Source organism: Pseudoduganella albidiflava (assembly GCF_004322755.1).
GTDB lineage: Bacteria > Pseudomonadota > Gammaproteobacteria > Burkholderiales > Burkholderiaceae_D > Rugamonas > Rugamonas albidiflava.
Window position 1 is genome coordinate 1,881,043 of the sequence record NZ_CP036401.1, and the last position, 13,495, is coordinate 1,894,537.

Here is a 13,495-nt window from a genome sequence, read left to right on the forward strand (position 1 = left end):
GCAGGGCGCCGGGCCGGATCGATGATACGTACCCCGGTCGGGCCGGGGAATCCCGCTGATGGGGCAGCGACAATGGCGGCGCGATCCGGTATCGGTGCTCGCGCCGGTGTCCGTCGCCCCGGCGGTTGAAGGCGTTCAGGATCTACAAGCTGAAGTCGGCCGTCAGCTCGACGGTGCGCGGATCGCCCAGCACGATCTGGTTGGCGGCGCAGGAGCCGGTCCACTTGGCATGCAGGCGGTCGGTCAGGTTGCGCACCCGCAGCGTCACCCTGGCCGGCCCGGTACGCCACCTGGCATACGCATCGGCCAGCGCATAGCCGTTCATTCGCACGGTATTGGCGTTGTCCGCATAGCGCTCGCCTGTGTAGCTGAGGCCAGCGCCGACCGCCAGGTCGAGGCTGGCGATGCGGTAATCGCTCCACAGCCGCGCGGTGCGCTCCGGCACATTCACCGGCAGCTTGCCCACGCGCGACACACCGCCGGCCTCGACCAGCGTGTCGTACTGCGCGTCCAGTACGGACAGGTTGCCGGCCAGGCTCAGTGCCGGGCTGGCGTGCCAGCTTGCCGACAGTTCGACGCCGCGCGACGAGATCCTGCCGTTGTTGACGGTGAGATTCGGCTGGTCCGGATCGCGCGACAGCACATCGGTCTGCCGCAGCCGGTACAGCGCGGCGCTCCAGTCGAAGCGGCCCGCCAGGCGCTGCTTGATGCCCACTTCGAACTGGCGGCCCCGGGTGAGCGGATAGGCCGCGCTGGCGGCGTTCATCAGCAGCAGGTTCGAGCTGCCCACCGGTGCCGCCGCGGTGCCCGCCTGGCCGTACAGCGACATATCGGGCCAGGCTTCCCAGACCACCCCCGCGCGTGCCGACGTTGGCCGGTAGCGCCTGGCGAACGCGCTCCTCGTCGCGAGGTTGAGGTCGTCGACCTCGTTTTCCAGGCGGATGGTTTCGCGGCGCAAGCCGGTGACGACCGTCAGCCCCGGGACGAGCGTCAACGCATCCTCGGCAAACGCGGCGGCGGTGCGCACCCGCGTGCGCAGCAGGGCGCGGTTGCCGGGGCCGGTGGTCAGGGCCCGGCTGTCGTCGTAGTAGCCCTGGTCCGGATCGAACAGGTCGACCTGCAGTGCCGCCCGGGTGGTGGCCGAACCGTCCGAGAAGCGGCGGTCGCTGGCGAACGCGGTATGGGTCAGTTCCACGCCGGCGACGAAGCGGTGCCGCAGGCCGGCCAGCGTGCCTTGGTAGCCCAGGTCGAAACGGTCGCTCCACACCCGGTGCGCATGGCTCACGTGGCTCTGGGTGCGCACGACGTTCGCCGGCGGGCCGAAGACATTGCCTTCCGCATTGCGCCACAGCCGGTCGGCATCGTAGCGCGACAGCTCGTTGCGCAGGGTCCAGCCGGGTGCCGGTTCCCAGCTCAGCCTGGCGCGCAGCCACAGGCTGTCGGCGTCCATCACGGCATCCAGCAGGTTGTAGTTGATCCGGGCGACGCGGCGGTCGATGACGCGCCCGGCCGGATCGCTGACGGCGCCGGTCGGCGCACCCGCCAGCGCCGCCTGGACCAGCGGCGTGCCGTAATAGGCACCGAGGTCGTCGCGCAGGCGGTCGAGCGACAGGTCGAGCCGCAAGCCGGGGCGGAACGTGGTCTGCCAGGCCGCGGTCAGGTGAGTCAGTTTCTGGCCGGTGCGGTCGATCCAGCCATCGTGGCGGTTGTGACTGACGTCGATGCGCCAGGCGCTGGCGCTGCCGGCCGCCCCGCCCAGGCCGAATGCCGCCCGCCGCGCGCCGTAGCTGCCTACGGAGAGCAGGGCTTCGGCGCTGGCTTCGCGGCGGGCCTGGCGCGGCACGAAGTTGACGGCGCCGCCGATGCCCCCTTCGCCATGCAGCACCGAGGAAGGGCCCTTCAGCACTTCGATGCGTTCGTAGTTCCAGCTGTCCTGCGGCCGGGTCGACATGGTGGCGGTCGAGATGCGCGCGCCGTCGTACAGGTAGGTGATGAAGCCGCCCGTGAAGCCGCGGGTGGAGGCGACACCGGGTGAGCCGGGGTTGCCGCCCACCGTCATGCCCACGGCGCCGCCCAGTGCATCCTCCAGCGTGCGCGCGCCGCGCTGTTCCATCAGCGCGCGGTCGATCACCTCGACCGATGCCGGGGTCTCGGCCAGGGTCAGTCCGAGCCGCGACCCGGCATCGGCCACGGTATCGAAGGCCGGCCTGGTCGCGGCGGTGATGGTGACGGTGGCGATCGGCTGTTCGTCGGCGCTGGCCGGCGGCATCGGGCTGGCGGCGATGGCGCCGGCGAGCAGGGGAACAATGTTTTTCTTCATGATGTCGTAATGGATTGAGGGGCGCCCATGCCAGGCGGGCGGCACCGGATGGCGCGCGGCGGTGGCATCCCGGCAAAGCCAGCGCGAGCGCATGGCTCGACCGGGGAGTTCGCCCGAGCAGCGCTACTATATGAGATTGATAATGCAATATCAATAATGAATTGCGTTCCGGCCAGTCAGGATCCGCGAATCAGCTGGTGCATTATCACCATTCTGGGAACAGTGAAGCCTTCATTGCCGCGTTTATCCTCCTGCGAGTGCGCTCTATGATGAACCCATCAACCACTCACCAGGAGCACATCATGATCCACCAAATCATCGCCCGCGAAACCGGCAACCCTTCCGTGATGCAGTACGAAGCCGCCGCCGATATCGGCAATCCCGGCCCGGGGCAGGTCCGCCTGCGGCACGAGGCGATCGGCGTCAACTTCGTCGATACGCTGTTCCGTTCCGGCGCGTTCAAGATGCCGCTGCCGCTCGCGATGGGCGTCGAAGGCGCGGGTGTCGTGGTGCAGGTGGGCGAGGGCGTCACGAACGTGCAGCCGGGCGACCGCGTGGCGTACTTCTTTGCCTTCGGCGCCTACTCGACCGAACGGCTGATCGATGCGCAGCAGCTGGTGCGCCTGCCGAAGGAAGTCAGTGCCGAAAGCGCCGCCGCCACGTTCACGAAAGGCCTGACGGCCTGGATGATGCTGTTCGGCGCCCACCAGCTGCGGGCCGGCGAAACGGTGCTCGTGCATGGCGCGGCCGGCGGCGTGGGCTCGAGGGTGGCGCGCTGGGCCAGGGCGCTGGGCGCCACCGTGATCGCCACTGCCGGTTCGGCCGCCAAGGCCGCGACCGTGCAGGCCCACGGCGCGCATCACGTGCTGCTGTCGGACGATCCGGCGCTGGCGTCGAAGGTGCGCGAACTGACCGGCGGCCGGGGCGTGGATGTCGTCTATGAACTGGTGGGCAAGGATACGTTCGCCCAGTCGGTGGAAGCGCTGCGCGATGGCGGCCACCTCGTCCACGTCGGCAACGCGTCGGGCAGCCCGGTGGTCGACAAGGCCACGCTGGCGGCACGCGGCATCCGCTACATCCAGCCCAGCACCGGGCAGTACGTCGGCGAGCGCGCCAGCCTGGAACGGGCCAGCGCCACGCTGTTCGCCGCGATGCGCGATGGCGTGTTCGGCGAAGTAACGGCGACGCGCTACCCGCTGGCCGACGCGGTGCGCGCCCACGAGGACATCGCCGCGCGCCGCCTGTCGGGCGCCGCGATCCTGGTGCCGGCAGAGGTAGCGTAAGAAGTCGCGTCAAGGCGCTGCGTCAAAAGCAGCGTCAGCGCACCGTCAGCGCGGTGTACGGCACCGGCAGCCAGTCGAATGCCCTGCCTGCGGTGCGCACGTAGCCGATCCCTGGAAACGGCGTATGCGCGGCGGCCACCAGGTAGCCGCGCCGTGCCGCGTCCGCGAACGCGGCCTTGCGCTGGCGGGCCGCCGCCGGAGAATCCACGTCGAAGCGGATCGTGATGTCCGGCGCGGCGAACTGCACATCCTTCGCGTGCAGCAAGTCGCCCCAGAACTGCAATTCCTTGCCCCCGCTCTTCAGCACATACACGGTATGGCCCGGCGTGTGGCCCACGGCCGGCCGCGTGGACAGGCCCGGCAGCAATTCCTCCGCGCCGTCGAATGTCTTCACTTTCCCCGCTGCCCGGTAGGGGGCGAACTGCTCCGCGGCCTGGTCGAAGCCGGCCCGCTGGTTTTCCGCGGCGCGCGGCTTGTTGGCCAGGTCGAACCAGAACTCGGCATCGTGCCGGTTCACGTACACCGTGGCGTTCGGGAACAGCGCCGCGCCGTTGGCCGTGAGCCCGCCCGAATGGTCGCCGTGCACGTGCGTGACCAGCACCGCATCCACCTGTTCCGGCGCGTAGCCGGCGGCGCGCAGGCTTTCCTGCAGGCGCCCGCCGGCACCGGGGCCGAACAGCTTGCCTGCGCCCGTGTCGACCAGGACCAGGTGCGTCCCCGTGTTGACCAGGTAGGCATTGATCGAGGTCTCCACCTGCGGCCCCAGGTGGCTGCGCGCGAGCAGGGCGTTCACTTGCGCCGGCGTCGTATTCGTCAGCAGCTGGTCCAGCGGGATCGTCACCGTGCCGTCGGAAATGGCCGTCACCTCGGCGCTGCCCACCATTATGCGGTAGTAGCCGGGCGCCTGCGCCGGCACCATCGGTGCGGCGGCCTGCGCCACCGGCATGCCGGGCGCGCCGGCGAACGCGGCGCCGGCCAGCAGGATCGTCATCAGTTTCTTCGTCTTGTTCATGGCAGTCTCTCCATCATTCGTGCCGCGCGTCCGCGCAGCGATGCCGCCATGATGTAAGCTGGAGGCATATCAATCAAATCGATTGTCATGATTTCCACTATCAACGAACGCAATTTCCGTGGCGTGGACCTGAACCTGCTCGTCACGTTCCTCGTGCTGATGCGGGAGCGCAGCGTCTCCGGCGCGGCGCGCAAGCTGTTCATCGGCCAGCCCGCCGCCAGCAGCGCGCTGGCCCGGCTGCGCGAACTGTTCGGCGACGAATTGCTGGTGCGCGGTGCCCACGGCATGGAACCGACGGCGCGGGCCCTGGCGCTGGAAGCGGCGCTGGCGCCGGCGCTGGGCGAGGTGCAGGCGGCGCTGTTCGAGTCCCTGGCTTTCGATCCCGCCACGGCGGAGCACACGTTCACGCTGGGCATGCCGGACTGGGTCGAGCTGTGGCTGATGCCACGCCTGTTCGAGCGGGTGCGGTTGGAGGCGCCCGGCGTGCGCATCGCCGTGAAGGTCTGCGATCCCTTCACGGGCACGGCAATGCTGGAAGCGGGCGAGATCGACCTGGGCGTCGGCGCGTTTCGCGAAGGCCCGCGCTGGCAGAAGTACACGCCGCTGCGCACGATGGGTTTTCGCTGCCTGTTCAATCCGGCGCTGGTGAAGACCCGCCGGCGCGGCAGGCTGGCGCTGGCGGACTACACCGCCCATCCGCACGTGCTGGTCAGCTACCGCGCCGCCTTCGAGAGCGCGGCGGACGAGCAGCTTGCCGCGCAGGGCCTGCGCCGCGACGTGCGCTACGTGACGCCGCGCTTTGCCTTGGTACCCGGGATCCTGCGCCACAGCCCGGCGATCGGCACGGCGCCGGAAGTGCTGGCGCCGCTGTGGCCCGACCTGGTGTCCTGCGCCGTGCCGGTCGCGCTGCCGGCGTTCGACGTCAGCGCCATCGGCCATGCCCGCCGGGAGCGCGACCCGGCGCTGGCGTGGCTCCTGGGTGTGATCGCCGAGGTGGCGCGCGAGTAGGTATAGATGGAAAAGGCGCTGTCCGGTCGGCAGCGCCAATGAAAAATCCCGCGCGGTGGGCCGCGCGGGATGCTGGATGAAGCGGGTGCCGGGACTGGATCAGGCGAACTGGCGGGCGGCCGGGCGGGCCAGGCGCTGGTCGACGCTGAAGGCGCCGGCACCGAAGGCCACCACCTGCAGCAGGCCGCCGGCCATCGCGAAGTTCTTCAGCAGGTGGATCAGCTGGTTCTGGTCGCCGATGGCGCTGTGGAAGGCCAGGCCGGTGACGATCGAGAACACCGCCAGCAGGGCCGCCACGGCGCGGGCCTTGATGCCCAGGACGAGCAGCAGGCCGCCACCGAGTTCGACGGCGATCGCGATCGCCAGGCCCAGCGTGGCGAACGGCAGGCCGACGGACTGGATGTAGGCGATCGTCGCTTCCGGCGCGGCGATCTTGCCGATCGCGCTGAAGATGAAGATGGTCGCCAGCAGGACGCGGCCGATGGCGGGAACGAAGGAGTTGGCGGAGAAGGCGTTCATGATGTTTCCTTTCAGATTGGTTGGGATTTTCTGCACACATCGTGTTGTCTGCAGCGTTGAAGCCATCTTAGGCTTCGCCAATCCATCTGAACAGCCTATATAAATCGATGGTATGTATCGATGATTAGCATGGATTCAGTGGTGTGGAGAATCAGGCAATCGATCTGTAATCCCGGCCATTTCCGCAGGGGGAAGCAGGCTGGATACTGGCGCCATCGCAACGCACCCTGGAACCCGCATGACCGGCGCGAACGTGAACGAGAACGAAAACGAAAACGAAAACAGGAATATGAACGGAGTCGTCTCGAGCGCTCCGTGGCCGCGCCGCGCCGGCCGGTCAGTCGTCCATCAGGTAACGCCAGCGCGTCATGTGCTGGCGCATGTCGACCGTCTCGCCATCGGCGATGAATGTGCCATCGCCGGCGTGGTGGATCAGGCGGCGTTCGGCCCTGGCGGTGTCGATGCGGATACGCGTCACCTCGAGGATGAACAGGTTGTAGCGCTCCACCATCGCCGTGTCGGCGACGCGGCATTCCAGGTTCGCGATACACTCGCGGATCAGCGGCGCCGCCACCGTCTTCGCGCGCTGCGCGGTGAGGCCGAACCCGGTGAACTTGTCCACGTTCACCCCGGAGCAGTTGCCGATCTTCGTGACCGCTTCGGCCAGGTCCACGGTGGGCACGGCAAGCACGCATTCGCCGGTGGCCTGCAAGGTGTCGTAACTGTGGTCCCACGGCCCGATCACGCAGGCCACCAGCGGCGGCTCGTGCTGCACCATCATGTGAAAGCCCATCGTCATCACGTTGCGCCGCGTGCCGCCGCCGGTCGTGACCAGCAGCACGGGGCCGGATTCGAGCAGGCGGTAGGCTTTCGAGGGGTCGAGTTCCTGGTACATGGTTGTCCTCCCTGGTTGATCATGGCGCCATGGTGCCCCGGGGGCGCGGGAACGGTCGCCGGCGGCTTGCTCGCAATGTCGATATTTTGCTATGAGGAGAATGCCATGCCCCGTACGGCATCGGTCGAATCGATGAAGGACCATATTCCCGGCAAGCTGCTGCGCGAGCGCAAGGCCCGCACGCCGGACGATATCCATGTCGAGATCCACGCGCACGCGGCGGTGCAGGAACCCGTGGTGGTGCCCGCGGTGCCGGAGCCGATGCTGGTGTGGATCGTCTCCGGCGAGCCGGTCGTCGAGGAGCGGCCGCTGGGCGGCGAGTGGCTGGCCGTGCCGGTACGGCGCGGGGACTTCTACCTGACCACGTCACCGGCACCGGTGGAGATGCGCTGGCGGAACACAGGCGCCGACCCGTTCCGCGTCATGCACGTCTACCTGGGCCTGCCGCTGCTGGCGCGCGTGGTCAAGGAGTCGGCCGGCAAGGAGCTGGCGCGGTTCGCGCTGCGCGAGGTGTCCGGCGAGCGCGACGAGGTATTGTGCGGCCTGTTCCAGGCCCTGCATGGCGCGCTATCGGGCCCGGTGCCCGCGGCCGCTGGCTTCGTGCAGGGCGTGGCGCAGGCCATCACCGCGCACGTGGTGGCCCACTATGAATGCGCCACCGAGGGCCGGGTGGTGCTGCGTGGCGGGCTGCCGGCGCACAAGCTGCGCCGCGTGCTCGACGCGATGCACGCCGGCCTGGCCGAGCCGTTCGACCTGGGCCGGCTGGCCGCGCTGGCCGACCTGAGCGTGTTCCACTTTTCCCGCGTGTTCAAACAGGCCACCGGCATGTCGCCATCGCGCTACTTCGTGCGGCTGCGCCTGGACGAGGCGCGCCGGCTGCTCGCCGATACCGGCCAATCCGTGCTCGATATCGGCCTTGCCGTCGGCTACGCGAGCCCCAGCCACTTTGCCCAGGTGTTCAGGGAAGGTACCGGTTCGTCGCCCAGCGCCTGGCGGGCCGCGCGGTAAGGGGCCGCGTAGCAGGGGAAGTAGTCGACAAGCCGGCCAGCCAGACCTGGTGACGGAACGATCCGGCAAGCCGCGCCGCCCGCCGGGCCGCGCGGCTTTTTTGCGCCCGCCGTATGCCGGGGTACCGCCGGCGGCCCCGGGCGCCTGGAAAGCAAAATCGCGACAGCGGCAGCAAATCATGGAGGGACGCGCAATCGCCGCGACGCCACAATGACCTCACTGGATCGGCGTTTCGAGCGAATCGGAAGGAAGCGATCCGACGCAACGACCAGCATTTTTCCAACTCAAAGGAGCTAGAAATGAGCAAATTCAACGTCAATGAAGTCGAAGGTAAAACCGTGATCGTCACCGGCGCGGCCAGCGGCATCGGCCGTGCCATCGCGGAAGTGCTGCATGCGCGGGGCGCACGCGTCATCGCCGAGGATATCGACCCGGCGGTCAACGAATTGAAGCGTGAAGGGCTGGTTCCTTTCGTTGCCGACGTCACGAAGGATGGCACCGCCGAGCAGGCCGTCGCGCTGGCAATCGAACATTTCGGCAAGCTCGACGTGCTGGTCAATAACGCCGGCCGCATCGTGTACAAGAACCTGGTCGACATGAGCCGCGAAGACTGGAACTGGCAGATGGAAACCAACGTGACGGGGGCCTTCTTGCACTCGCGGGAAGCCATGAAGGCGATGATGAAGCAGAAGTCCGGCGCCATCGTCAATATCGCTTCCTATGCTTCCTATTTCGCCTTCCCCGGCATTGCGGCCTATACCGCGTCGAAAGGTGCACTGGCGCAGCTGACGCGGACTCAGGCACTGGAAGCCATCGAGCACGGTATCCGCGTCAACGCGATCGGCGTCGGCGACGTGGTGACCAACCTGCTGAATCACTTCCGTGAGGACGGCCGTGAATTCCTGGCCGAGCACGGCAAGGCTGCGCCGATAGGCCGCGCCGCGCAACCGGAGGAGATCGCCGAGATCGTGGCCTTCCTGGCGTCGGATCGCGCCAGCTTCATCGTCGGCTCGGTTGTGATGGCGGATGGCGGCATGAGCGTGCAGATCGGCTAAGCAGCAAAAAGAAATCCCGCATCAGCGCATCAAACATGCGGGAAAAACGCCGATGAAATAACTTTAATTAATTCTTCAGCGATGGATGCAGGGCAGCGCCACACGCTGCCGCATCCATGCCCGCCAAGCTGGGCGACAGCATCAGCCCAGCCGATGGCTACAGGCTAACACCGATGCTGATCTCCCCTTTACGACCCGGTGTGAATTGAATGCCTCCGGGTTCCCGCCCTCATCACCTGACATCACTTGAACATTGGTTGGCCAGTTTGAATATCGGCGATCGGCGTAGCGGCGCCATGACCATGTGCGGGCTGAATCATCCGATTTTCCTGCGGGTTTTCGCGGGGCAGTGCTGCTTTCAGGAAGCAAATCGCCGCTATACTTGAAGTGTGTCATCCATGTACATAGCCAGTCGCTGACATCGCGTCGCGCCAAGCCAGATCCTCGCTTCAGCCGAGTGCATTCCAGGTACCGGATTATCGTATCCGCTTGAACGTTCCGTCATCGGAAGCTCTCGTGCTGAAGCAGGCAAACCGGGAGGATTCGCATGTCCGCCGCAAAATGACGATAATGTTATGAGTTTTATAAATTCTCTTCGCACTTTTCTAAATGGCTCGTCGAGTCATATTTGCTGCGTGGCGGCAGTCTTTTGCGTAAGCTTCGTCATGGCGCCAAATGTATATGCACTCGATCCCCATGCCACGCTATCCGATTATTATCTTGATGTCTGGACGGCGAAGGAAGGTGCGCCATCCGACGTTTTGGCCTTCACCCAGACACCTGACGGATGGTTATGGTTAGGGGGACACAATGGATTGTTCCGCTTCGATGGCGTACGCTTCGAACGTTTTGTGCCTGTGTCAGGTGATCCTCTCCCCAAAGCGCCGATCACGACACTTCGCGCTGAGCCTAATGGCGACCTCTGGATTGGCTATACTTCGGCCGGCCTCAGCGTATTAAGGCAGGGTAAGCTGACTCACGTAGCCTCGAGTCGCCCCGACAGCCCAATCAGTTCGGCCACTTACAGTATTGTCGTAGATACCGATAATTCGGTCTGGGCCGCAACCTCGTTGGGGTTAAGGCACTACAGCGGGGGCAAGTGGAACATCATTGGAGAAGAAGCGAATATTCCACCCCCACCCGGTACCACGGACAACGTCGGCATCGACAGGACAGGACAGCTTTGGGTGACGAATTCGCATACGGTATATCGCCTGGCGCGCCAGAGCGGAAAATTCGAGCCGGTCGGTCATCATGGAACTGCATCTTCGCTGATCCACTCGCCGGATGGCCGTTATTGGCATAGCGCAGGCACGAAGCTCACCCTACTAGCCAATAGTGCGAACTCCAGTCAACGGCGGAGAGACGCAGTCACTTCAGATGTCGGCAAATTCGATCGCGACGGCAATTTTTGGACAATCGATTGCGAAGGCGCGGCCGTCTGTCTCTGGCGTGGTGTGGGTGCCAGGCCGGGCACGAAACTGGGGACGACGTTTGTACTCGACAAAAACGCCCTGGATCGTCCGAGTCCGCGCAGTCCTTTGTATGGCGCGGTCGGGTTGAAGCTTTTCGAGGATCGGGACGCGAATATTTGGATCACTACAAATATCGGAATTGTACGACTAAGAGACAAACGAATCAAAAAAGCGCCAATTCCCGCCAGTAAATCAATGAAGATTGCGATGGATGGCGAAGGACGGGCATACGTGCATGCTGCCTCACAAAACGTTTGGGCGCTACATAATCGGCATGACTCTGCTGTCGTGGCAAAAGGCGTTGACACATTCACAGCTTCGCTGTCGGGTGACACACTGCTCGCAATTCCCGGATACATCCAGTTCGGCTTTGAAGCCGATGCGCGCAAGATACCCTTGCCCCAAGCCGAAGGAGAGACCATTCCTAACGTAGGGTCCGTGACATACGATGGCGTGTCAATGTGGGTATACATTCGTAGGCGAGTGTTTTGGCGCTATCGTGCTGGACGTTGGGAGAGTACGTGGAGCTGGCTGGCCCCGATTTGCAAACCGCGCTCCACGGCGCCGGCTGGGGTGGGGGAGGTATGGTTTGGTTGTCGTGATGGATCTGCAGTTCGGATAACAGGTGACAACGTGACGAAATTCGGTCCGGCGCAAGGGCTTGATTTCGAAAACGCATCGTTTGTCGACGCCCGCGACGGTATCCTTGTTGGCGGCTCGGACGGCACAGCGATCCTGAGTGGCACCCGTTTTTTCCGTATTCAGGCAGAAGACCCGAGAGTTCTTTACAATGTCGTCGGGATTGCAAAAGCACCAAATGGCGATCGCTACCTGAACGGCGCCCGAGGACTTGTCTACGTCAAAGCCGCGGATTGGCGCGCAATGACCGCACAGCCGACGCAACCACTGCGCTATACATTGATCGACACACTTGATGGCTATCCCGGCGCGGCTACGTCCTTAATTGAGGGAATGGCCATCGATTCTGCTGGAATCCTCTGGTTCGGCGGGAGTGAAGGTATAGCCAGCCTGGACACGAAAGCGCCTCTACGGAAGGCGAGCCCGCTTCCGGTCTTCGTCACCGCATTGGAAACACCCACTCAACGCTATCGCACCAGTGACGGCATGGTTCTTCCGCCTGGGTCATCGGGGTTACGCATCGACTACACGGCGCTCGGCTATACGATGCCAGAACGGATACGTTTCCGTTACCGCCTGGACGACGTCGACCGCGATTGGGTTGAAGCCGGAACCCGCCGTGCCGCCTACTACACGAACCTGGGCCCCGGGGAGCATCGTTTCAGCGTGATCGCGACCAACGAAGACGGTGTCTGGAATCCCGCACCCGTCACGTTTTCCTTCAAGATCGAACCGACGATCACGCAGTCGCGGCCGTTCATCGTGTTATGTGTGGTGCTGTCGCTGGCATTGGTTTACGCCTTGCACCGCATGCGGCTGCGCCGCTCGGAGCGGCGCATCGTCGAGCACATGCGCACCCGCCAGCTGGAACGCGAACGCATTGCAAGGCTGCTGCACGACACCTTCCTGCAAAGCGTGCAGGGCCTGACGTATGCGTTCCAAGGGCTGGCGAATTCGCTGCCGGCGCAGAGCACGATGCGCGGCCAGATGGAAAAACTGCTGGACATGGCCGAGGATGTCATCGTGGAAGGGCGCAACAACGTCAGCGCGCTGCGCGCGCCGCCGGCACGGGATGTCGAGCATGACCTGACTGCGCTGGCGCAATCGCTGGCCGAAGCGTTCCCCGTGCAGTTTTCCTTCACGTCGACCGGCACGCGGCGCGATGTCGATCCGATCGTCGCCGACGAGCTGCACCTGTTCGCCCGCGAAGCAATCTTCAACGCCTGCCGGCACGCGCAGGCCGGACGGGTCACCGTATCCCTCGAATACGATGCCCGGTTCGTGCGGCTATGCGTGCGCGACGATGGCCGTGGCATCGATCCGCAGGTGCTGGCCGATGGCGCGCCCGCCGGCCACTGGGGCTTGCGTGGACTGCGCGAACGGGCCGAAGGCATGGGGGCGACGCTCGATATCGAGTCGTCACCCGGCAAGGGAACTTTGCTGTGCCTGCGGATCGGCGCCGATATGGCTTATCGGGTGCGGGAAGCAATCAAAGATCAATGATCCCGCGGCGAATGGCAATGGCTACCGCGTGCGTGCGGTCATTCGCCCCCAGCTTGGAAAGAATCGTCTTCATGTGGCATTTTACGGTTTCTTCCGTAATGCCCATTTCCCTGGCGACCTGCTTGTTGGAGTTCCCTTGCCCGACCAGGCGGAGAACTTCCCGTTCGCGCGGTGCGACGTCCCGTTCGTCGAAGCGGTGCGCCAGCGCCATCGCTGCCTCCGCGGCGAGGTAGCGCTGGCCATGGTGCGTGGCGCGGATCGCCGCGTGCAGCTCGGTGCGAAGCGATGCTTTCAGCAGGTATCCGGTCGCCCCTGCCTTCAGCGCACGGGCGATATGGCCATCGCCGTCGAACGTGGTCACCACCAGGATGTGCGTCTCGGGGGATATGCGTTTGATCGCCTCGATGGCATCGAATCCCGACAGTACGGGCATTTGCAGATCCATCAGCACCACGTCCGGCTGCAGCGCCGTGCACAGGTCCAGCGCTTCCCTGCCGTTGGCAGCCTCACCGACGACTGCAACGTCGGCGTGGCCGGCGAGCAGCGACACCAGCCCGTAACGCAGCAGCGGGTGGTCGTCCGCGATCACGATCGTGATGGGAGCGAACGCTCTCTGCTCTCTCTCCTGGTGCTTTATCTCGCCATTCTCACTGGATGTCTGCATGGTTTGACCTTGCGGAGTCTGATCGGCTGCCATATTACCTCGTGTCCGATTTCCCGACGGCCCCTCGAAAGAGGGATTCGCGCTGTACCGCGACACAGGGATGGTCGTCGGCCG

10 protein-coding genes are annotated in these 13,495 nt (G+C 65.1%); 5 read left to right on the forward strand and 5 right to left on the reverse strand.

The window, feature by feature from the left end; all coding sequences use genetic code 11:
* Window positions 1-142 precede the first annotated feature (142 nt).
* On the reverse strand, window positions 143-2,320 hold the full coding sequence (locus EYF70_RS08085) for a TonB-dependent receptor (RefSeq protein ID WP_229420751.1): 2,178 nt from the start codon (window positions 2,318-2,320) through the stop codon (window positions 143-145).
* 302 nt (window positions 2,321-2,622) lie between these two features.
* On the opposite strand from EYF70_RS08085, the gene EYF70_RS08090 reads away from it, so the two are divergent.
* Window positions 2,623-3,603, forward strand: a complete 981-nt coding sequence (locus tag EYF70_RS08090) for a zinc-binding dehydrogenase (RefSeq protein WP_165497590.1) — start codon at window positions 2,623-2,625, stop codon at window positions 3,601-3,603.
* 34 nt (window positions 3,604-3,637) lie between these two features.
* Here the strand turns inward: EYF70_RS08090 and EYF70_RS08095 are convergent, their stop codons facing one another.
* Window positions 3,638-4,615: an MBL fold metallo-hydrolase gene (locus EYF70_RS08095; protein WP_131144938.1), complete on the reverse strand. Its 978-nt coding sequence runs from the start codon at window positions 4,613-4,615 to the stop codon at window positions 3,638-3,640.
* An 87-nt stretch (window positions 4,616-4,702) separates the two neighbouring features.
* On the opposite strand from EYF70_RS08095, the gene EYF70_RS08100 reads away from it, so the two are divergent.
* A complete protein-coding gene (locus EYF70_RS08100) occupies window positions 4,703-5,623 on the forward strand; it encodes a LysR family transcriptional regulator (protein WP_131144939.1) in 921 nt (306 codons plus the stop codon).
* 99 nt (window positions 5,624-5,722) lie between these two features.
* Here the strand turns inward: EYF70_RS08100 and EYF70_RS08105 are convergent, their stop codons facing one another.
* Window positions 5,723-6,142, reverse strand: a complete 420-nt coding sequence (locus EYF70_RS08105) for a DoxX family protein (RefSeq protein WP_131144940.1) — start codon at window positions 6,140-6,142, stop codon at window positions 5,723-5,725.
* A 337-nt stretch (window positions 6,143-6,479) separates the two neighbouring features.
* On the reverse strand, window positions 6,480-7,037 hold the full coding sequence (locus EYF70_RS08110; RefSeq protein WP_131144941.1) for a flavin reductase family protein: 558 nt from the start codon (window positions 7,035-7,037) through the stop codon (window positions 6,480-6,482).
* Between the two features lie 105 nt (window positions 7,038-7,142).
* Between EYF70_RS08110 and EYF70_RS08115 the strand changes: the two genes are divergently transcribed.
* From EYF70_RS08115 to EYF70_RS08125, 3 genes are all read left to right on the forward strand, one after another.
* Window positions 7,143-8,045 carry a helix-turn-helix domain-containing protein gene (locus EYF70_RS08115; RefSeq protein WP_131144942.1) on the forward strand — a complete coding sequence of 301 codons (903 nt, stop codon included), beginning with the start codon at window positions 7,143-7,145 and terminating at the stop codon, window positions 8,043-8,045.
* 299 nt (window positions 8,046-8,344) lie between these two features.
* The gene (locus tag EYF70_RS08120; RefSeq protein WP_130188492.1) at window positions 8,345-9,100 is read left to right on the forward strand and encodes an SDR family NAD(P)-dependent oxidoreductase; all 756 of its coding nucleotides are present in this window, start codon (window positions 8,345-8,347) and stop codon (window positions 9,098-9,100) included.
* Between the two features lie 575 nt (window positions 9,101-9,675).
* Window positions 9,676-12,717 (forward strand): sensor histidine kinase, encoded by a 3,042-nt coding sequence (locus EYF70_RS08125; RefSeq protein ID WP_131144943.1) that lies wholly within the window; start codon window positions 9,676-9,678, stop codon window positions 12,715-12,717.
* Here EYF70_RS08125 and EYF70_RS08130 read toward each other — a convergent pair.
* The gene (locus EYF70_RS08130; RefSeq protein ID WP_229420752.1) at window positions 12,704-13,414 is read right to left on the reverse strand and encodes a response regulator; all 711 of its coding nucleotides are present in this window, start codon (window positions 13,412-13,414) and stop codon (window positions 12,704-12,706) included. The two genes, EYF70_RS08125 and EYF70_RS08130, sit on opposite strands and share 14 nt — an antisense overlap.
* Window positions 13,415-13,495 lie beyond the last annotated feature (81 nt).